This window comes from Streptomyces sp. NPDC002779 (assembly GCF_042888685.1).
In the GTDB taxonomy this organism is placed as follows: domain Bacteria; phylum Actinomycetota; class Actinomycetes; order Streptomycetales; family Streptomycetaceae; genus Streptomyces.
Genome location: NZ_JBIAQC010000006.1, coordinates 250,636 through 267,946, shown reverse-complemented (window position 1 = coordinate 267,946; position 17,311 = coordinate 250,636). Strand labels below are relative to the sequence as shown.

Below are 17,311 nucleotides of genomic sequence, written 5' to 3'. Positions count from 1 at the left end.
CATTCTGGCTCAATGGATCTGGATCACACCGGCCGCAGAGGGGAAGATTGCGGTCATGGCATCGACATCCCCACGCGGCGCTCTCCGCCTCACCGCCACCCTGCTCACCGCGAGCGTCGCGCTCTACATGGCGCTGGTCGCCTTCGGGAACATCACGGACTTCGGGACGAATCAGCAGTTCGTCCGGCATGTCCTCGCGATGGACACCACGTTCAAGGACGACGACCTGATGTGGAGGGCCATCACCAGCAAGGGACTTCAGGACATCGCGTACGTCGCGATCATCGTCTGGGAGACCCTGGCCGCGCTCGTCCTCATATACGGCACCTGGCTCTGGTTCCGCCGCGGTGACCGCGAGGCCCGGCGCTGGTCGACGTACGGCCTGCTCATGGTCATGCTGCTGTTCGGCGCCGGGTTCATCGCGATCGGCGGCGAGTGGTTCGCGATGTGGCAGTCCGGTGACTGGAACGGCCTCGACGCGGCGACGCGGGTCTTCGTGTTCAGCGGCATCGTCCTGCTCGTCAACCAGCTGCCCGGATCCACCGAGCCCGAGAGGGCCTAGTCGGAGTCGGCCGAGCTGCTGCTGCTCCGGGAGCCCTTGCCGGACTTCATCAGGACCGACAGCAGCTCGCCCGCGCCCCGGGTCGCGGCGGCCGCCACCCGGGCCCAGCGCGGAGCGGTGCCCCGGGCCGCCCACACCACACAGACACAGCCGCCGATGACCAGCGCCAGCAGCACGGACAGGATCAGTACAGCCACGGTCGTTTCCCCCGGTTTTCTACTCGACGACCGTCACGGTCGTGCCCGCCGTCCCGAACGCCCACAGCGCCGAGCCGTCCCCCGCCTTCATCCGGACACCGCCCGTCCGGGCGCCGGCCTCGGGCGGGGGCGGTGAGGAGCCGTCCACGGCGTTGGAGAAGGCGACGTTCACGCCGGACTTCGTAGCGAAGTACACCACGTGTTCGATCTCCACGCCGTCCGAGCCCGTCGTCGCCTCGGTGCGGGTGCCGACCTGGTAGCTGCCCGGGTCGGGGTCGACCGAGCCGGGCCACACCGTGAAGGTGCGGCGGGTGGCCTCGCTCGCGTCGACCAGCCACACCCGCTTCTGGCCGAGCGAGTACACGATCCGGCGGCCCGTCCCCGAACCGTCCGGCACCCGGACCGGCTGCGCGGACTCGGTCGCCTTCGGCGTGGGGGTGGCCGGGGCGGAGGCGCTCGGCGGGCCGGCCGTGGGCTTCGCGCCCTGGTCCGCCTGTACGGCGAGGGCGACGACCACGGCTGTCGCCCCGACCGTCAGACCGGTCACCCAGACCTTCGGGGCAGGCACGGCACGGATCTCCTCAGCTCACCGACAGGTTCGGATCATCGTACTGCGACGCACCCCACGGGTTACTCCAGTACCGGCAGCAGCTCGGGCAGATGCCCGTCCGAGGCGGCTGCCGCCCGCTGCCGTTCCTCCGGGACCTCGCCGTAGAGGGTGGTGCGGGGGCGGGCCGGGCGTCCCGCCGCCTCCGCCACCGCGATCAGGTCCTTGACCGACTTGTAGGAGCCGTAGGAGGAGCCCGCCATCCGGGAGATCGTCTCCTCCATCAGCGTGCCGCCCAGGTCGTTGGCGCCCGAGCGGAGCATCTGCGCCGCGCCCTCCGCGCCGAGCTTCACCCAGCTCGTCTGGATGTTGGGGATCCAGGGGTGCAGCAGGAGCCGGGCCATCGCCGTGACCGCCCGGTTGTCCCGCACGGTCGGTCCGGGCCGGGCGATACCGGCCAGGTAGACGGGCGCGTTGGTGTGGATGAACGGCAGCGTCACGAACTCGGTGAAGCCGCCGGTTTGCCGCTGGATGCCGGCCAGCGTCCTGAGGTGCCCCAGCCAGTGGCGCGGCTGGTCGACGTGGCCGTACATCATCGTCGACGAGGACCTGATGCCCAGCTCGTGCGCCGTCGTGATCACCTCGATCCAGGTCGCCGTGGGCAGCTTGCCCTTGGTCAGGATCCAGCGGACCTCGTCGTCGAGGATCTCGGCGGCCGTGCCGGGGATCGAGTCCAGGCCCGCCTCCTTCGCCGCGGTCAGCCATTCGCGGATCGACAGGCCGGTGCGGGTCGCGCCGTTCACCACCTCCATCGGGGAGAAGGCGTGCACATGCATGCCGGGGACGCGGGACTTCACCGCCCGCGCGATGTCGAAGTACGCCGTCCCCGGCAGGTCCGGGTGGATGCCGCCCTGCATGCAGACCTCCACCGCGCCCACCTCCCAGGCCTGTTGGGCGCGGTCGGCGACCTGGTCCAGGGAGAGCGTGTAGGCGTCGGCGTCCGTCCTGCGCTGCGCGAACGCGCAGAACCGGCAGCCGGTGTAGCAGACGTTGGTGAAATTGATGTTCCGCGTGACGATGTACGTCACGTCGTCGCCGACGGCCGCCTTGCGGACGTCGTCGGCGATCCGGCACAGCGCGTCCAGCGCCGGGCCGTCCGCGTGCAGCAGCGCCAGCGCCTCCTCGTCGGTCAGCCTCGTCGGGTCGTCCGCCGCCGTCGCCAGGGCGGCCCGGACGTCGGTGTCGATGCGCTGCGGCACCATCCCGGGGGCGGCGGCCTCGCGCAGGGCGCCCCAGTCGCCGTACACCTCGTCGAAGTCGTCGCGGCGGTCGGCGGTGCGGCCCTCGGTGTCGATCGTGGCGTGCAGATCCGTACGGCCCGACGCCTCGAAGACCTCCTCCGGCTCCTGCCAGGGGTGCCCCTCGACGACGGCGTCCGGGCGCGCGAGTCCGGTCAGCGGGTCCGCCAGCGCCGCCACGTGCGGGCGCAGCCGCGGGTCCAGCCAGGGCTCGCCACGCCGCACGAACTCGGGGTACACGCACAGGCGTTCACGCAGCTCGAAACCTGCCGTGCGGGACCGCTCGGCCAGCTCCTCGATCTGCGGCCAGGGCCGCTCGGGGTTCACATGGTCGATGGTCAGCGGGGAGACGCCGCCCCAGTCGTCGATCCCGGCGCCGATGAGCCGCTCGTACTCGGAGTCGACCAGGTTGGGCGGGGCCTGGAGGCAGGCGCTGGGGCCCATGAGGTGCCGGGCGACGGCCACCGTCGCGACCAGCTCGTCGAGTTCGGCGTCCGGCATGCCCCGCATCGCCGTGTCCGGCTTGGCACGGAAGTTCTGGATGATCAGTTCCTGGATGCCGTGGTAGGCGCGGGCGATCTTCCTCAGCGCGAAGAGGGACTCGGCGCGTTCCTCATACGTCTCGCCGATCCCGATCAGGATGCCGGAGGTGAACGGAACGGACGAGCGGCCCGCGTCCTCCAGCACCCGCAGCCGGACGGCCGGTTCCTTGTCCGGGGAGCCGTGGTGCGGGCCGCCGGGCTCGGACCAGAGCCGGGTCGCGGTGGTCTCCAGCATCATGCCCATGGAGGGGGCGACGGGCTTCAGGCGCTGGAAGTCGGTCCAGCTCATGACGCCCGGGTTGAGGTGGGGCAGCAGGCCCGTCTCCTCCAGGATGCGGACGGAGACGGCACGCACGTAGGCGATGGTGTCGTCGTAGCCGTGGGCGTCCAGCCACTCCCGGGCCTCGGGCCAGCGGTCCTCGGGCTTGTCGCCGAGGGTGATGAGGGCTTCCTTGCAGCCGAGTGCGGCGCCCTTGCGGGCTATGTCGAGGACCTCGTCCGGGGACATGAACATCCCGTGCCCGGACCGGCGCAGCTTGCCGGGCACGGTGACGAAGGTGCAGTAGTGGCACTTGTCCCGGCACAGCCGGGTGAGCGGGATGAAGACGCTCTTCGAGTACGTGATCACCCCGGGGCGGCCCGCCGCCGCCAGGCCCGCGTCCCGGACCCGGGCGGCGGACGCGGTGAGGTCGTCGAGGGCCTCGCCGCGGGCCTGGAGGAGGACGGCCGCCTCACTGACGTCGAGGGCGACGCCGTCCCGGGCCCGTTTCAGGGCGCGACGCAGGGAGTTCTCGGTCGGGCCGGTTCCGGAGGTCACCGCAGTCGTCATCCTTCGAGCATACGGTCGAGGTGATCAGGTCAGCCGAGACAGGCGGCGAGACCGTCCAGGGCCCGCAGCACCTCCGCCTCCCCCGCGGGCGGCAACTGCGCGACGACCTCCTCGATGCCGAGGTCCGCGAAGTGCGCGAGCTTCCCGGGGGCGGGGTGGACGGCGTAGGGCACGATCTGGAGGGCGGCGGGGTCGCGGCCCGCGTCGGCCCACGCGCCGCGCAGCTCCGGCAGCGACTGGGACAGTCCCCGGCCGCCGATGGGCATCCAGCCGTCGGCGTACTCGCAGATGTGCGCGAAGAGCTTGGGTCCGGCGGCGCCGCCGACGAGCGTGCGCGGGCCGACGACCGGGCCGCGCGGCTTGTGCACCGGCTTGGGGTGGGCGAAGGAGGCCCGGACGCTCCCGAACTCACCCTCGTATGCGGTGGGTTCCTCCGCCCACAGGGCGCGCATCAACGCCATCCGGTCCCGGACGAGTTCGCGCCGGGTGCGCCACTGGACGCCGTGGTCGGCGGCCTCCTCCACGTTCCAGCCGAAGCCGACGCCGAGGGTGAGACGTCCCGCGCTGAGATGGTCGACGGTGGCGATCTGTTTGGCGAGGGCGACCGGGTCGTGCTGGGCGACCAGCGTGATGCCGGTCCCCAGGCCGAGCCGCTCGGTCACCGCGGCGGCCTGGCCGAGCGCGACGAAGGGGTCGAGGGTACGGCCGTACTCGCGCGGCAGCTCGCCGCCGGCCGGGTACGGGGTGGTCCGCTCGACGGGGATGTGGGTGTGCTCGGGCAGGTACAGCCCGGCGAAGCCACGCTGCTCCAGCTCGCGGGCGAGCCGGGTCGGGGCGATCGTCTCGTCGGTGAGGAAGATCGTGACGGAGAGGCGCATGTCCCATCTGTACCGGGGGTGCCGCGAGAAGTCGATGCGTGTTCACGGCCGGGGGGAAGCCGCCCAGGGCGCCTGGAGATCGAGGTCCGCCACGACGGCCGCGTGATCCGACGGCCAGACCCCGTCCACCGGGTGGTCGCCGGCCCGGTGCACCTGCCGTACGGAACCCGGCCCGCCCAGCAGGACGTGGTCGATCCGCGCCCCCTGCCGGGGCCCGCCCGGGTTGTACGGCAGCTCCGGGTCCCAGGCCCAGGTCGCGGCCGGGGCGGTGGGGTCGGCCCGCGTCCAGGCGTCGCGGAAGTCGCGGCGCAGGAGGCGCAGTTCGGGGGCGTTGGGCTCGGCGTTGAAGTCGCCGGTGACGATCACGGGGCCGTCGCGGCGGGCGAACTCGGCCAGCGCGGCGGCCTGTTGGCTGCGTACGGCTCCGGCGGTCGGTACGGACGTCAGGTGTGCGGTGACGAAGGACACCGGGCCCGTGCGCGCGTACAGGGCGAGCCGCCCGTCGTCGAGCTCGGGTGGCACGGGCAGCCGCAGGACCTCCGTCTCCTCCGCCGGCCACCGGCTCAGCACGGCGGTGCCGATGTCCACCGACGGGTCGCCGATCCGCCGCCGCCAGCGCTCCGGGGCCGGGGAGGCCGCCCAGGTCCAGTGCAGGCCCAGCTCGTCCGCCAGCCACTCCGCGAGGTTCTCCCCGTCGGCGGCCCACACCTCCTGCAGGCCCACGAGGTCGGGCCGCAGGTCGCGCAGCACGGAGCGGATCGCCTTCTGCCGTTCACGCCACGGCCCGAACCGCCACCACAGGTTCCAGGTCACCACGCGCACGGCCACCCACCCCTCGGTCATGGCACCGTCAAGGGCACCATTAAAGGGGGCGCTGTTGAACCGTGAGTCGACGGACTCGCGAAACACAGGTGAACGCGCCCCGCACACCGCCGTACCGCCGATGACAGGAGTCCTGCCGACCATGTCCCGCAGCATCGAGCGCAAGTACCGGACCGCCAGGGCCTTTCAGCGCCGGCTCAACGCCGTCATGCGCCGTCTGCCGCAGCACACCCTGCTGGAGACCACGGGCCGCACGTCGGGCCTGCCCCGCCGCACTCCGGTCGGCGGACGCCGGATCGGTGACTCCTTCTGGCTGGTCTCGGAGTTCGGCGAGCGGTCGCAATACGTGCGCAACATCCTGGCCGACCCGAAGGTACGGGTCCGCATCCACGGCCGCTGGCACGAGGGCACGGCCCACCTGATGCCGGAGGACGACCCGGTGGCGCGGCTGCGGACCCTGCCCCGCCTCAACAGCGCCGCGGTCCGTTTGATCGGCGCGCAGCTGCTGACCGTGCGGGTGGACCTGGTGGTCTGAGCTACCCGGGCCAGACGATCGACTGCACCTCGCTGTAGGCGTGCAGGGCGTAGGAGCCGATGTCGCGGCCGACGCCGCTCTTCTTGAAGCCGCCGAACGGTGCCTCCATGTTCCGGCCGACCGTGTTGACGCCCACGCCTCCGGCCCTGAGCCGCCGGGCGACCCGGAAGGCCCTCGCCACGTCGCCCGACCAGACGTAGTCGATCAGCCCGTAGTCGGAGTCGTTGGCGAGGGCGACCCCCTCGTCCTCCTCGTCGAAGGGGATCACCGCGACGACCGGACCGAAGATCTCCTCGCGGGCGACGGTCATGTCGTTGGAGCAGTCCGCGAGAAGGGCCGGGCTGACATAGAACCCCCGCTCCAGCGGCGGCCGTTCGCCACCGGTCACCACGACCGCGCCCTCCTTGCGCCCGGTCTCCACGTAGGACTCCACCCGCTCCCGGTGCGCCGCCGAGATCACCGGCCCGACCACGGTGTCCGGCTCCCTGGGATTACCCACCTTCAACCGCCGCGCATAGAAAGCCAGTTGCACGACCAGCCGGTCGTACACCCCCCGCTGCGCCAGCACCCGGGTCGGCGCCGTGCAGATCTGCCCGCTGTAGAAGGAGAACGTCGTCCCGATCCCGGCCACCGCCGAGCCGAGGTCCGCGTCGTCGAAGACGAGCGCCGCGCCCTTTCCGCCGAGCTCCATCAGCTGGCGCTTCATGCCCCGTCCGCACACCTCGGCGATCCGGCGGCCGACGGCCGTGGAGCCGGTGAAGCTCACCATGTCGACGTCCGCGGAGGTGACCACCGCCTCCCCCACCGCCACCGAGGCCCCGGAGACCACGTTGACCACCCCCGGCGGCACCCCGGCCGCCTCCAGCACCTCCGCCATCCGGTACACGGACAGGGGGTCCTGCGGGGCGGGCTTCACCACCACGGTGTTGCCCATCGCCAGCGCGGGAGCGATCTTGCCCGCCGCGTTGGCCCACGGGTTGTTGTACGAGGACACGCAGGCGACGACCCCGACGGGCTGCCGTACGGCCAGCGCGCCCATCACCCCGGCCCGCCCCATCGGCCCGGCCTCGTTGATCTGCGGCGGGACGGCCCACTCGGCGGGCTCCACGCGCGCGTACCGCTGGAAGCGGGCGGCGGCCACCCCGACCTGCATCCCGCGTGCGGTGCCGGTCGTGGCGCCGGTCTCGGCCTGCGCCAGTTCGGCGTACGGCGCCAGCCGGTCCCGGATCAGCCGCGCGGCCCGGCCGAGGATCGCGGCCCGCTCCTCGGGCGCCGTCCGCGACCAGGACCCGAACGCCTCGCGGGCCACGGCACAGGCCGCGCGCGCCTGCTCCGGGGATGCCTCGGGAGCCGGACCGACGGTCCCCTCGGTCGCCGGGTCGAGGACGTCGTAGAAACCGCCCTCGGGTTCCGCCCACGACCCGCCGAGGAACAGCCGCTGCGTCACCGGGTGCTCACCGTCCGGGTGTCCCGCCCGGACCGCAGCACCTTCCCCGGCACCGCGCCGGTCACCACGTCGTCCCGGATCGCCGCGACCCCGTTGACCCACACGGCGTGCACCCCGAGGGCCTTGGAGTCGAGGCGCGGGCTGTCACCCGGCAGGTCGTGCACCAGGGTGGCCGTACCGGCGCCGATCCGTTCCGGGTCGAAGAGCACCAGGTCCGCATGGAATCCCTCCCGCACCCGCCCCCGCTCGCGCAGCCCGAAGAGCCGGGCCGGGTCGTCGGTCAGCATCCGCACGGCCTGCTCCAGACCGACCAGCTTCCGTCCGCGCAGACAGTCACCGAGGAAGCGCGTCGTGTACGGCGCCCCGCACATCCGGTCCAGGTGCGCCCCCGCGTCCGAGCCGCCGAGCAGGACGTCCTCGTGCTGCCAGGTCCGGGCCCGCAGCGCCCAGGATTCGGGGTCGTTGTCGGGCGGCATGGGCCACAGCACGGTCCGCAGCTCGTCGTTGGCGCAGATCTCGACCAGGCAGGCGAACGGGTCCTGCCCCCGCTCGGCCGCGATGTCCCGCACCACCCGGCCCGTGAGCCCGCGGTTCGCCTCGCTGTAGGTGTCGCCGATGACGTACCGCCCGAAGTCCGCGAGCCGCCGGAAGACGCCGGCCTCCTTGGACGCGGCGCGCTCCAGCATCCCGGCGCGGACGGCAGGGTCCCGCAGCTGGGCGATCCGCTCCGGCACGGGCAGCCCCAGGACCGGCCCCCACCCGGGGATCAGGTTCAGCGCGCAGAAGGTGCCCAGGGACATGTTCATGGGGGTCAGGATCGGCATGGTCAGCGCGACGACCCGGCCGCCGGCCTTCCGGGCCCGCTCGCTCGCGAGGAGCTGCCGGGGCACCCGCTCGGGCACGGCGGCGTCGATGGTCAGCACGTTCCAGTTCAGGGGCCGCCCGGCCGCCGCGCTCATCTCCGCGAACAGCTCGATCTCGGCGTCGCTGAACCGGTCGAGGCACCCGGCGACGATCGCCTCGATCTGCGTCCCCTCGTGCTCCCCCACGGCCCTGGACAGGGCGAGCAGTTCCGCGGGCCGCGCGTGCCGGGAGGCGACCGGCTGCCCGTCCCCGTCGGAGTGCGTGGACGACTGGGTGGTGGAGAACCCCCAGGCCCCGGCGTCCATGGCGTCGTGCAGCAGCCCCAGCATGGCGTCGAGCTGCTCCCGGCTCGGCTGCCCCCCGACGGCCGCCTCCCCCATGACGTACCGCCGCAGCGCGCAATGCCCCACCATGAACCCGGCGTTCACGGCGATCCGCCCCTCCAGGGCATCGAGATACTCCCCGAATCCGTGCCAGCTCCAGGGCGCCCCCTCCTCCAGCGCGACCAGCGACATCCCCTCGACCTTGGACATCATGCGCCGCGTGTAGTCGGCGTCGGCGGGCCGCCCGGGATGGAGCGGCGCGAGCGTGAACCCGCAGTTCCCGCCGACGACGGTGGTCACGCCGTGATTGAGGGAGGGCGTGGCGTACGGATCCCAGAAGAGCTGGGCGTCGTAGTGGGTATGGGGATCGACGAACCCGGGAGCGAGCACGAGCCCGGCGGCGTCCTCGGCGGTGCGGGACGGTTCGGTGACGCGGGGCGCGATGACGGCGATACGGCCGTCCCGAATGCCGACGTCGGCGGTGTAGGCGGGGGCGCCGGTGCCGTCGACGACGGACGCCCCGTGAATGACGTGGTCGAGCATGGGGGGTTCACCTCCAGACCTACGGGGAGTTGACTCGCTCAGGGGCGCGGGGAACTGCGCGACCAGCCACAACGAACCCGCACCCGCCGACGGCGATCAGACACCCCTCCGAAACCGCGTCGTCCGATGAACAGGATCCGTATCGATCTTCGGGATCACGTGCTCCCCGATCAGCCGAATCGTCCGCAGCGTCTCCTCCTTCGGCACCCCCACCGGCAGCCCGAAGCTCAACTGATCCGCCCCCGCCTGCTCCCACCGCTTGCACTGCCGCAGCACCTCATCGGGATCCCCGCAGATCAGCAGCTCCTCCTCGATGAGCACCTCGATGAACTCCTCGGTGTACTCCGGCAACGTCTCCGGCCACACCGGAAACCCCTCGGGCCGGGGAAACGTGTCGTGGTACCGGAAGACGAGCGACGGCAGATAGTGCAACCCCCCGCTCACAGCCACCCGCACCGCCTCCTCATGCGTAGGCGCACAGATCGCCGTGGTCGTCACCATCACGTTGTCGTTGACGAAGTCCCCGATCGGTTCCGCGTCCACGATCGCCGTCTTGTACTGCTCCAGCACCCACTCCATGTCGGAGACCTTCTGCACGCTGAACCCCAGCACCCCGAGCCCCTTCCGCGCGGCCATGGAGTACGACGGAGGCGACCCGGCGGCGTACCACATCGCGGGGTGGGACTTCCCGTACGGCTTCGGCAGGATCTTCCGCGGCGGCAGCGACCAGTGCTTGCCCTGGAACCCGGCGTACTCGTCCTGGAGCCACATCTTGGGGAACTCGGCGATGGTCTCTTCCCAGATCTCCTTGGTGTGGTTCATGTCCGTGATGCCGGGCAGGAACCCGAGGATCTCGTGCGACCCGGCACCCCGGCCGCTGCCGAACTCGAAGCGGTTGCCGGAGAGATGGTCGAGCATGGCCACCTTCTCGGCGACCTTGACCGGGTGGTTGACCTGGGCGAGCGGGTTGAAGATCCCGGAGCCGAGATGGATCCGCTCGGTGGCGTGGGCCAGGTAGCCGAGGAACACGTCGTTCGCCGACAGATGCGAGTACTCCTCCAGGAAGTGGTGTTCGGACGCCCAGGCGTACTTGAAGCCCGCCCGGTCCGCCGCGATCACGTACTCGGTCTCCTCCATCAGCGCCTTGTGCTCGGCGAGCGGATCGGTCTCCGCGCGCCTGCCGACGTATCCCTGTACAAAGAGCCCGAATTCCACGGCGGTTCACCGTCCCCGGTCTGGAGTCCCTGATCTTCCGATGACTTTCTGACGGATCGTCAGATCGCTGACTGTGGCACCGTACGCATGAGGCGTCAATAGCTGACGGCCCGTCAGCCCACCGACACCCCGGCCAGCCATCCGCCGTCGATCACGAACGGCTGCCCGGTGATGTACGAGGAGTCCTCCGAGGTCAGGAAGAGGGCGAGCCGGGCCACCTCCTCGGGCCGCCCGATCCGGCCGAGCGGTACGAGCTTGCGGTACAGCCCGTCCAGGGCCCGCGCCGTCTCCTGCGCGTCCGCCGCCGGGTCAAGCTGGGCCGGGTGGGACATCGCGGTGTCGATCGCGCCGGGGCAGATGGCGTTGACGCGAATGCCCCGGGCGGCCAGTTCCAGCGCGGCGACCCGGGTGAGCCCTAGGACGGCGTGCTTGGTGGCCGCGTACGCCCCGACGGCCGCCATCCCCGTCAGCCCGGTGCAGGAGGCGGTGGTGACGATGGTGCCGCCGTCCGCCATCTCGGGCGCGACCGTCCTGATGCCGAGGAAGCAGCCGACCTGGTTGACCCGGACGACCCGCATGAACTCGTCGAGGGGGGTGTCCACCAGGGAGTTGAAGCGCAGGATGCCCGCGTTGGCGACGAGCCCGTCGATCCGCCCGTACGCCTCCTTGGTCCGCCGCACGGCCGCCCGCCACTGCTCCTCCTCGCCCACGTCGAGCCGGACGTACAGCGCCCCGATCTCCTTGGCGAGGGCCTCCCCCTGATCGTCGAGCACGTCCGCCACGACGACGGAGGCCCCCTCCTGCCGGAACAGCCGCGCCTCCTGCTCCCCCTGGCCGCGCGCCGCGCCGGTGACGATGACGACCCGTCCGTCCAGTTTGCCCATGTGCCGACTCCTCACAGGTGGGGTCCTACGCCGGCGCCGAACGCCGCGATCTGGTCGATGAGTTCGCTGCGGCTCCGGCTGCGGAACCGCACCTGTATCTGGTCCACGCCCATCGCCCGGTACGCCCTCAGGGACTCGGCCAGCTCGTCCGGGCCGCCGGTGAGCGTGCGGCGGCCGACGTGCCAGTCGGGGGTGCCGACGTAGAGGGGTTCGGCGATGGCGCCGACGGTGAAGGGGGCCTCGATCCCGGCCTGTTCGCGCAGCTGCCGGATCCGGGCGATCTGCTGGGGCAGCCGGTCCCGGGGGTCCCCCTGGGGCAGCCAGCCGTCCCCCTTGAGCGCGGCCCGGCGCACGGCGGGGGGCGAGGAGCCGCCGACCCAGAGCGGGACGCGCTCCTGGGCGGGCCTGGGGAGCTGGCCGAGTCCTTCGAAGTCGTACAGCTTGCCGTGGTGCTCGGGGAACTCCTCCGGGCCGAGCGCGGCCCGCAGCGCGTCGATGGTCTCGTCGAGCACGGCACCCCGGCGGCGGAAGTCCACCCCCAGCGCGGTGAACTCCTCCTCCACGTGTCCGGCGCCGACCCCGAGGAGCAGGCGTCCGCCGGAGAGGTGGTCGAGGGTGGCGTACTGCTTGGCGGTGAGCAGGGGGTGGCGCAGGCCGACCACAGCGACGTGGCTGAGCAGCCGTACCCGCTCGGTGACGGCGGCGAGATGGGCGAGGGTGGCGACGGGGTCGTACCAGACCGTGCTCATCGCGGGCGCGAGGCGGCGCGGGACGGCGACGTGGTCGCAGCAGGCGAGGTAGCCGAAGCCGGCGCACTCCGCCGCGCGGGCGACGGCGAGCAGGTCCGCGGGCCCGGCACCGGCTTCCCAGGGCTCGGCGTACAGGGTGCTCTGGGACTGGACCGGGAGCTGGATTCCGTACCTCACGGCGACCAGAGCCCGTCCGGGGTGAGCTGGAGCAGCTCGATCGCGTTGCGCCGTACGATCCGCTCGACGACGTCCGCGTCCAGGTGCCCCATCTGCGCCTCGCCGACCTCACGGGACTTGGGCCAGGTGGAGTCGGAGTGCGGGTAGTCGGTCTCGTAGAGCACGTTGCCGACGCCGATGGAGTCGAGGTTGCGCAGCCCGAAGGCGTCGTCGAAGAAGCAGCCGTAGACATGGCCGGCGAACAGCTCGGACGGCGGCCGGTGCACCTTGTCGGCGACCCCGCCCCAGCCCCGGTTCTCCTCCCACACCACGTCCGCGCGTTCCAGGATGTAGGGGATCCACCCGATCTGCCCCTCGGCGTACATCACCTTGAGGTTCGGGAAGCGCTCGAACTTGCCGCTCATCAGCCAGTCGACCATGGAGAAGCAGCAGTTGGCGAAGGTGATGGTGGAGCCGACCGCGGGCGGGGCGTCCGCGGAGGTGGAGGGCATCCGGCTGCTGGAGCCGATGTGCATGGCGACGACCGTGCCGGTCTCGTCGCAGGCGGCGAGGAAGGGGTCCCAGTCGTCGGTGTGGACGGAGGGGAGTCCGAGGTGCGGGGGTATCTCGGAGAAGGCCACGGCCCGTACCCCGCGGGCGGCGTTGCGCCGTACCTCCGCCGCCGCCAGCTCGGCGTCCCACAGCGGGATGAGGGTGAGCGGCACGAGCCGCCCCTCCGCCTGGGGGCCGCACCACTCCTCCACCATCCAGTCGTTGTACGCCCGCACGCACAGCAGCCCCAGCTCGTGATCGTCCGCCTCCGTGAAGGTCTGGCCGCAGAAGCGCGGGAAGGTGGGGAAGCAGAGGGCCGACTGGACGTGGTTGACGTCCATGTCGGCGAGGCGGGCGGGCACGTCGTACGACCCCGGCCGCATCTGCTCGTAGGTGATGATCTCCAGCTTGATCTCGTCGCGGTCGTAGCCCACGGCGGTGTCGAGCCGGGTGAGGGGCCGCCGCAGGTCCTCGTAGACCCACCAGTCGCCGATCGGGCCGTCGTCGCCCGGCTCGCCCATGACGGGCTTGAAGCGGCCCCCGAGGAAGGTCATCTCCTTCAGCGGGGCACGGACGACACGGGGCCCGATGTCCAGGTACTTCTTCGGGAGCCGGTCCTGCCACACCTGCGGGGGCTCCACCGTGTGGTCGTCGACGGAGATGATCCGGGGAAGGGTCGGTTTGGTCTCCATGGGCCTCACGGTAGCGCCGATCTGACGGTTCGTCAGCTCTCGTGCGGGGGGCCGGCGCCGAGCGGAACTGTGCGACGAGGTTGTGAGGGCCTTGTGGTGTACCGCACGTCTGGTTGTGAGTGGCGTCTCGCACGGCTGACGCATCCGCCATGAACAAGGCAAACTGGCCTGCGTTGTCAGGACGTTCTCCGGGGGGACGGCGATGGACGGTGTACCGCGGGTGCCGGAGCAGCGGCGTGGCGGCTCGCAGGGGCCGGTGGCGCTGCGGTTCGGCGTGCTCGGACCGGTGCGCGCCTGGCGCGGGGAGGAGCTGCTGAACACCGGCTCCCCCCAGCAACGCGCCCTGCTCGCGGCCCTGCTGCTGCGGGAGGGCCGCACGGCCACGGCGGCGGAGCTGATCGACGCCCTGTGGGGCGAGGAACCGCCGTCCCAGGCACTGGCGGCGCTGCGGACGTATGCCTCCAGGCTGCGCAAGGTGCTGGACCCCGGCGTGCTGGCCAGCGAGTCCGGCGGCTACGCGGTCCGGGGCCTCGGGGACGGCGCGCTCGACCTGTCGCTGGCCCAGGAGTGGGCGACGGAGGCGGAGAAGGCGCGCGGGGCCGGGGACCTGTGCCACGCCCGTGACGTGCTGAACCGGGTGCTGGCGCTGTGGGACGGCGAACCGCTGGCGGGCGTCCCCGGGCCCTACGCCGAGGCGCAGCGCGTCCGCCTGGAGGAATGGCGGCTCCAACTGCTGGAGTCCCGCCTGGACATGGACCTGGAACAGGGCTGCCACGCGGAGGCGGTCTCGGAGCTGACGGCGCTCACCGCCGCCCACCCGCTGCGCGAGCGCCTGCGCGAGCTGCTGATGCTGGCGCTGTACCGCTCCGGGCGCCAGGCGGAGGCGCTGGCGGTGTACGCGGACACCCGGCGTCTGCTGGCCGACGAGCTGGGCGTGGACCCGAGGCCGGGGCTGCGGGAGCTCCAGCAGCGCATCCTCCAGGCGGACCCGGGCCTCGCGGAACCCTCCGCGCCGCTCGCGGAACCGTCCGTGGTCCCGGTCCGCCCGGCCCAGCTCCCGGCCACCGTCCCCGACTTCACCGGCCGCTCGGCCTTCGTGTCCGAGCTGAGCGCGGTGCTGGCGTCGGCGGAGGGCCGGGTGATGGCGGTGTCGGCGCTGGCCGGGATCGGCGGGGTGGGCAAGACGACGCTGGCGGTGCACGTGGCCCATCAGGCGAAGGGCGCGTTCCCGGACGGTCAGCTGTACGTGGACCTCCAGGGGGCGGGGGCGCGGGCGGCGGACCCGGAGACGGTCCTGGGGTCGTTCCTGCGGGCCCTGGGCACGGCGGACTCGGCGATCCCGGACTCCCTGGAGGAGCGGGCGGCCCTGTACCGCTCGGTCCTGGACGGCCGGCGGGTGCTGGTGCTGCTGGACAACGCGCGGGACGCGGCGCAGGTGCGGCCGCTGCTGCCCGGCACCTCGGGGTGCGCGGCGCTGGTGACGTCCCGGGCCCGGATGGTGGACCTGGCCGGCGCGCACCTGATCGACCTGGACGTGATGTCCCCCGACGAGGCGCTGTCGCTGTTCACGCGGATCGTGGGCGAGGAGCGGGTGGCGTCGGAGCGCGAGGCGGCGCTGGACGTGGTGGCGGCGTGCGGCTTCCTGCCGCTGGCGATCCGTATCGCGGCCTCCCGGCTGGCGGCCCGGCGCACCTGGACGGTGTCGGTGCTGGCGGCGAAGCTGGCGGACGAGCGGCGCCGGCTGGACGAGCTCCAGGCGGGCGACCTGGCGGTGAAGGCGACCTTCGAGCTGGGCTACGGCCAGCTCGAACCGGCCCAGGCCCGCGCCTTCCGGCTGCTGGGCCTGGCGGACGGCCCGGACATCTCGCTGGCGGCGGCCGCGGCGGTGCTGGACCTTCCGGTGGAGAAGACGGAGGACCTGCTGGAGTCCCTGGTCGACACGTCCCTCCTGGAATCGGCGGCCCCGGGCCGCTACCGCTACCACGACCTGGTCCGCCTCTACGCGCGTGCCTGCGCGGAACGGGACGAACAGCCACCGAGCGAGGGGGGCGCGGCGCTGTCGCGGCTGCTGGACTTCTATCTGGCGACGGTCGGCGAGGTGTACCTGATCGAGCGGCCCGGGGACCGGCTGGTGGACCACCTGGAGCAGAGCCGGTACCCGGGGCTGACGTTCGAGACGCGGCGGGCCGCGCAGGACTGGTTGTACTCGGAGGCCGTGTGCCTGCTGGCCTGTGTCCGTCAGGCCGCGCGGACGGGGGCGCTGCGTCGCGCCGTCGACGTGCTCTGGGCCGCGGTGGACCTGGCGGAGTCGGGGGCCAACTCCAAGGAGTACGAGGCGGTCGCCGCGCTGCTGCGGAACGCGGCACGGGAAGCCGGGGATCCGCACGCGGAGGGGCGCGCCCTGACCGAGCTGGCCTTCGTGCACCACATCTCCGGCAGCCGGTTCGACGTGGCTCTCCAGGAGGCGCAGGAGGCGGTCCAGTTGGCCGCCGCCGCCGGTGATCCGCTCACCGGCTGCTGGGCCGCCAACATCAGCGGGGTGGTCGCGCTGTACCAGAACCGGCACGAGGAGGGCGAGGCGTACTTCACCCGCGCCATCGACGACTTCCGGGCTCTGGGCGACCGGCCCGGCGAGGCGAGCGCGCTGTGCAACCTGTCGCGGATCCACCTGGCCACCGGCCGCACGGCGAGCGCGGTGGCGCTGGCCCGGCAGGGCGCGGCCATGTACGACAGCATGGGGCACGCGCTGAAGGGCGCCAACGGCCGGTACGCGCTCGGTCTGGCGCTGACCCAGAGCGGGCAGCTGAACGACGCGGCGGGCTGCCTGCACCAGGCCCTTCAGGTGTTCCGGGACAGCCGGCAGCGGCTGTGGGAGGGCATGACCCTGTTCCGTCTCGCCGAAGTGGACATCGCCGCCCGGCGGCCCGCTCAGGGTGCCGCCAACGCCGAGATCGCGCTGACCGTGCTGCGCGGCATCGGCGGGGAGTGGCGGCGGGGGAACGTGCTCACCGTGCTCGGACGCGCCCTGAACGGCATCGGCCAGCTCGACCGGGCCCGGGTGTGCTGGCGCGAGGCCCTGGACATCTTCGAGGCGCTGGGCGCCCCGGAGGCGGACGGGGTCCGGGCTCTGCTGACTCCGCCGGCGGTGGTCTGCCGCCCGGGTGCGGGTCCCTGAGGCTGGGTGCGGGTTCCTGAGCCCTGTTGCAGGCCCGGGAAGGGACGTTCATCGTTCGTTTATCGCCGCCCGGCAGTCTCAGTGATGTCGGGCCGTCGCGTCGGGGGGCAGACGGAACGGCCGGGGCCGAGACCCTTAGGGTGAACCGGCCCTGCAAGATCCGCCCGGCAGTCCACGGGGGAGCTGCCGGGCGGATCTTGTACTTCCGGACCACGTTCTTTCTTGCAGGGGAGCAAGCGAATGACCGAAGAGACGAGCACCGAGAACGTCCACGCCACCGGCGAGCCGACCGGCGACGCCACGACGGACAACGTCCACGCCACCGGCGAGCCGATCACCACCAAGAACGTGCACGCCACCAGCGAGCCGCTCAAGCTCAAGGCCGAGGCCACGGGCGACGCGTCCACGGAGAACGTCCACGCCACGGACAACCCGGCCTGACGGCCGAACCACAGCACGTTTCCCGCAGGGGGATCGGCCGCGGCGGCGCGGAGGGGGAGC

At 72.3% G+C, this 17,311-nt stretch carries 15 protein-coding genes; 4 read left to right on the top strand and 11 right to left on the bottom strand.

All coding sequences use genetic code 11. The features are described from left to right. Positions 1 to 55: 55 nt before the first annotated feature. Entirely contained in the window at positions 56 to 562 is a 507-nt protein-coding gene (locus ACFYW5_RS19320; protein WP_389418223.1) for a DUF2165 domain-containing protein, read from the top strand. Here the strand turns inward: ACFYW5_RS19320 and ACFYW5_RS19315 are convergent. The 5 genes from ACFYW5_RS19315 to ACFYW5_RS19295 are packed head-to-tail and all read right to left on the bottom strand — an operon-like array spanning position 559 to position 5,696. Continuing rightward, a complete protein-coding gene (locus ACFYW5_RS19315; protein ID WP_389418222.1) occupies positions 559 to 759 on the bottom strand; it encodes a hypothetical protein in 201 nt (66 codons plus the stop codon). The genes ACFYW5_RS19320 and ACFYW5_RS19315 overlap by 4 nt on opposite strands. A gap of 19 nt (positions 760 to 778) precedes the next feature. Then, positions 779 to 1,336 carry a hypothetical protein gene (locus tag ACFYW5_RS19310; RefSeq protein WP_389418429.1) on the bottom strand — a complete coding sequence of 186 codons (558 nt, stop codon included), beginning with the start codon at positions 1,334 to 1,336 and terminating at the stop codon, positions 779 to 781. Positions 1,337 to 1,389: 53 nt separating this feature from the next. Next, a complete protein-coding gene (locus ACFYW5_RS19305; RefSeq protein ID WP_389418221.1) occupies positions 1,390 to 3,975 on the bottom strand; it encodes a bifunctional FO biosynthesis protein CofGH in 2,586 nt (861 codons plus the stop codon). A gap of 29 nt (positions 3,976 to 4,004) precedes the next feature. Then, a complete protein-coding gene (locus ACFYW5_RS19300) occupies positions 4,005 to 4,853 on the bottom strand; it encodes an LLM class F420-dependent oxidoreductase (RefSeq protein ID WP_389418220.1) in 849 nt (282 codons plus the stop codon). A 42-nt stretch (positions 4,854 to 4,895) separates the two neighbouring features. Beyond that, entirely contained in the window at positions 4,896 to 5,696 is an 801-nt protein-coding gene (locus ACFYW5_RS19295; protein WP_389418219.1) for an endonuclease/exonuclease/phosphatase family protein, read from the bottom strand. Between the two features lie 121 nt (positions 5,697 to 5,817). Here ACFYW5_RS19295 and ACFYW5_RS19290 point away from each other — a divergent pair, with 121 nt between their 5' ends. Beyond that, positions 5,818 to 6,210, top strand: coding sequence for a nitroreductase/quinone reductase family protein (locus ACFYW5_RS19290; RefSeq protein WP_389418218.1), 393 nt, complete (start codon positions 5,818 to 5,820; stop codon positions 6,208 to 6,210). A gap of 1 nt (position 6,211) precedes the next feature. Here ACFYW5_RS19290 and ACFYW5_RS19285 read toward each other — a convergent pair whose 3' ends face one another. The 6 genes from ACFYW5_RS19285 to ACFYW5_RS19260 all read right to left on the bottom strand — a co-directional run bounded on the left by ACFYW5_RS19285 (position 6,212) and on the right by ACFYW5_RS19260 (position 13,635). Next, positions 6,212 to 7,657: an aldehyde dehydrogenase family protein gene (locus tag ACFYW5_RS19285; protein ID WP_389418217.1), complete on the bottom strand. Its 1,446-nt coding sequence runs from the start codon at positions 7,655 to 7,657 to the stop codon at positions 6,212 to 6,214. Then, positions 7,654 to 9,387, bottom strand: a complete 1,734-nt coding sequence (locus ACFYW5_RS19280) for an amidohydrolase family protein (protein WP_389418216.1) — start codon at positions 9,385 to 9,387, stop codon at positions 7,654 to 7,656. Before ACFYW5_RS19280 ends, ACFYW5_RS19285 begins: the two co-directional genes overlap by 4 nt. 96 nt (positions 9,388 to 9,483) lie before the next feature. Continuing rightward, entirely contained in the window at positions 9,484 to 10,602 is a 1,119-nt protein-coding gene (locus ACFYW5_RS19275; RefSeq protein ID WP_389418215.1) for an LLM class flavin-dependent oxidoreductase, read from the bottom strand. 113 nt (positions 10,603 to 10,715) lie between these two features. Beyond that, positions 10,716 to 11,486: an SDR family NAD(P)-dependent oxidoreductase gene (locus ACFYW5_RS19270; RefSeq protein WP_389418214.1), complete on the bottom strand. Its 771-nt coding sequence runs from the start codon at positions 11,484 to 11,486 to the stop codon at positions 10,716 to 10,718. Between the two features lie 11 nt (positions 11,487 to 11,497). Continuing rightward, positions 11,498 to 12,412 carry an LLM class F420-dependent oxidoreductase gene (locus tag ACFYW5_RS19265; protein WP_389418213.1) on the bottom strand — a complete coding sequence of 305 codons (915 nt, stop codon included), beginning with the start codon at positions 12,410 to 12,412 and terminating at the stop codon, positions 11,498 to 11,500. Continuing rightward, a complete protein-coding gene (locus ACFYW5_RS19260) occupies positions 12,409 to 13,635 on the bottom strand; it encodes an amidohydrolase family protein (RefSeq protein WP_389418212.1) in 1,227 nt (408 codons plus the stop codon). The genes ACFYW5_RS19265 and ACFYW5_RS19260 overlap by 4 nt, the downstream gene beginning before the upstream one ends. Positions 13,636 to 13,837: 202 nt before the next feature. Between ACFYW5_RS19260 and ACFYW5_RS19255 the strand changes: the two genes are divergently transcribed. Together ACFYW5_RS19255 and ACFYW5_RS19250 are read left to right on the top strand one after the other, a co-directional pair. Next, positions 13,838 to 16,810 (top strand): BTAD domain-containing putative transcriptional regulator, encoded by a 2,973-nt coding sequence (locus ACFYW5_RS19255; protein WP_389418211.1) that lies wholly within the window; start codon positions 13,838 to 13,840, stop codon positions 16,808 to 16,810. Between the two features lie 240 nt (positions 16,811 to 17,050). Continuing rightward, entirely contained in the window at positions 17,051 to 17,251 is a 201-nt protein-coding gene (locus tag ACFYW5_RS19250) for a hypothetical protein (protein WP_389418210.1), read from the top strand. Positions 17,252 to 17,311: the final 60 nt, after the last annotated feature.

Bases quoted from the DNA above. Each gene is read 5' to 3' on its own strand.
- ACFYW5_RS19320 (WP_389418223.1), top strand. From the start codon at position 56: ATGGCATCGACATCCCCACGCGGCGCTCTCCGCCTCACCGCCACCCTG.
- ACFYW5_RS19305 (WP_389418221.1), bottom strand. From the start codon at position 3,975: ATGACGACTGCGGTGACCTCCGGAACCGGCCCGACCGAGAACTCCCTG.
- ACFYW5_RS19300 (WP_389418220.1), bottom strand. From the start codon at position 4,853: ATGCGCCTCTCCGTCACGATCTTCCTCACCGACGAGACGATCGCCCCG.
- ACFYW5_RS19295 (WP_389418219.1), bottom strand. From the start codon at position 5,696: ATGACCGAGGGGTGGGTGGCCGTGCGCGTGGTGACCTGGAACCTGTGG.
- ACFYW5_RS19290 (WP_389418218.1), top strand. From the start codon at position 5,818: ATGTCCCGCAGCATCGAGCGCAAGTACCGGACCGCCAGGGCCTTTCAG.
- ACFYW5_RS19280 (WP_389418216.1), bottom strand. From the start codon at position 9,387: ATGCTCGACCACGTCATTCACGGGGCGTCCGTCGTCGACGGCACCGGC.
- ACFYW5_RS19270 (WP_389418214.1), bottom strand. From the start codon at position 11,486: ATGGGCAAACTGGACGGACGGGTCGTCATCGTCACCGGCGCGGCGCGC.
- ACFYW5_RS19260 (WP_389418212.1), bottom strand. From the start codon at position 13,635: ATGGAGACCAAACCGACCCTTCCCCGGATCATCTCCGTCGACGACCAC.
- ACFYW5_RS19255 (WP_389418211.1), top strand. From the start codon at position 13,838: ATGGACGGTGTACCGCGGGTGCCGGAGCAGCGGCGTGGCGGCTCGCAG.
- ACFYW5_RS19250 (WP_389418210.1), top strand. From the start codon at position 17,051: ATGACCGAAGAGACGAGCACCGAGAACGTCCACGCCACCGGCGAGCCG.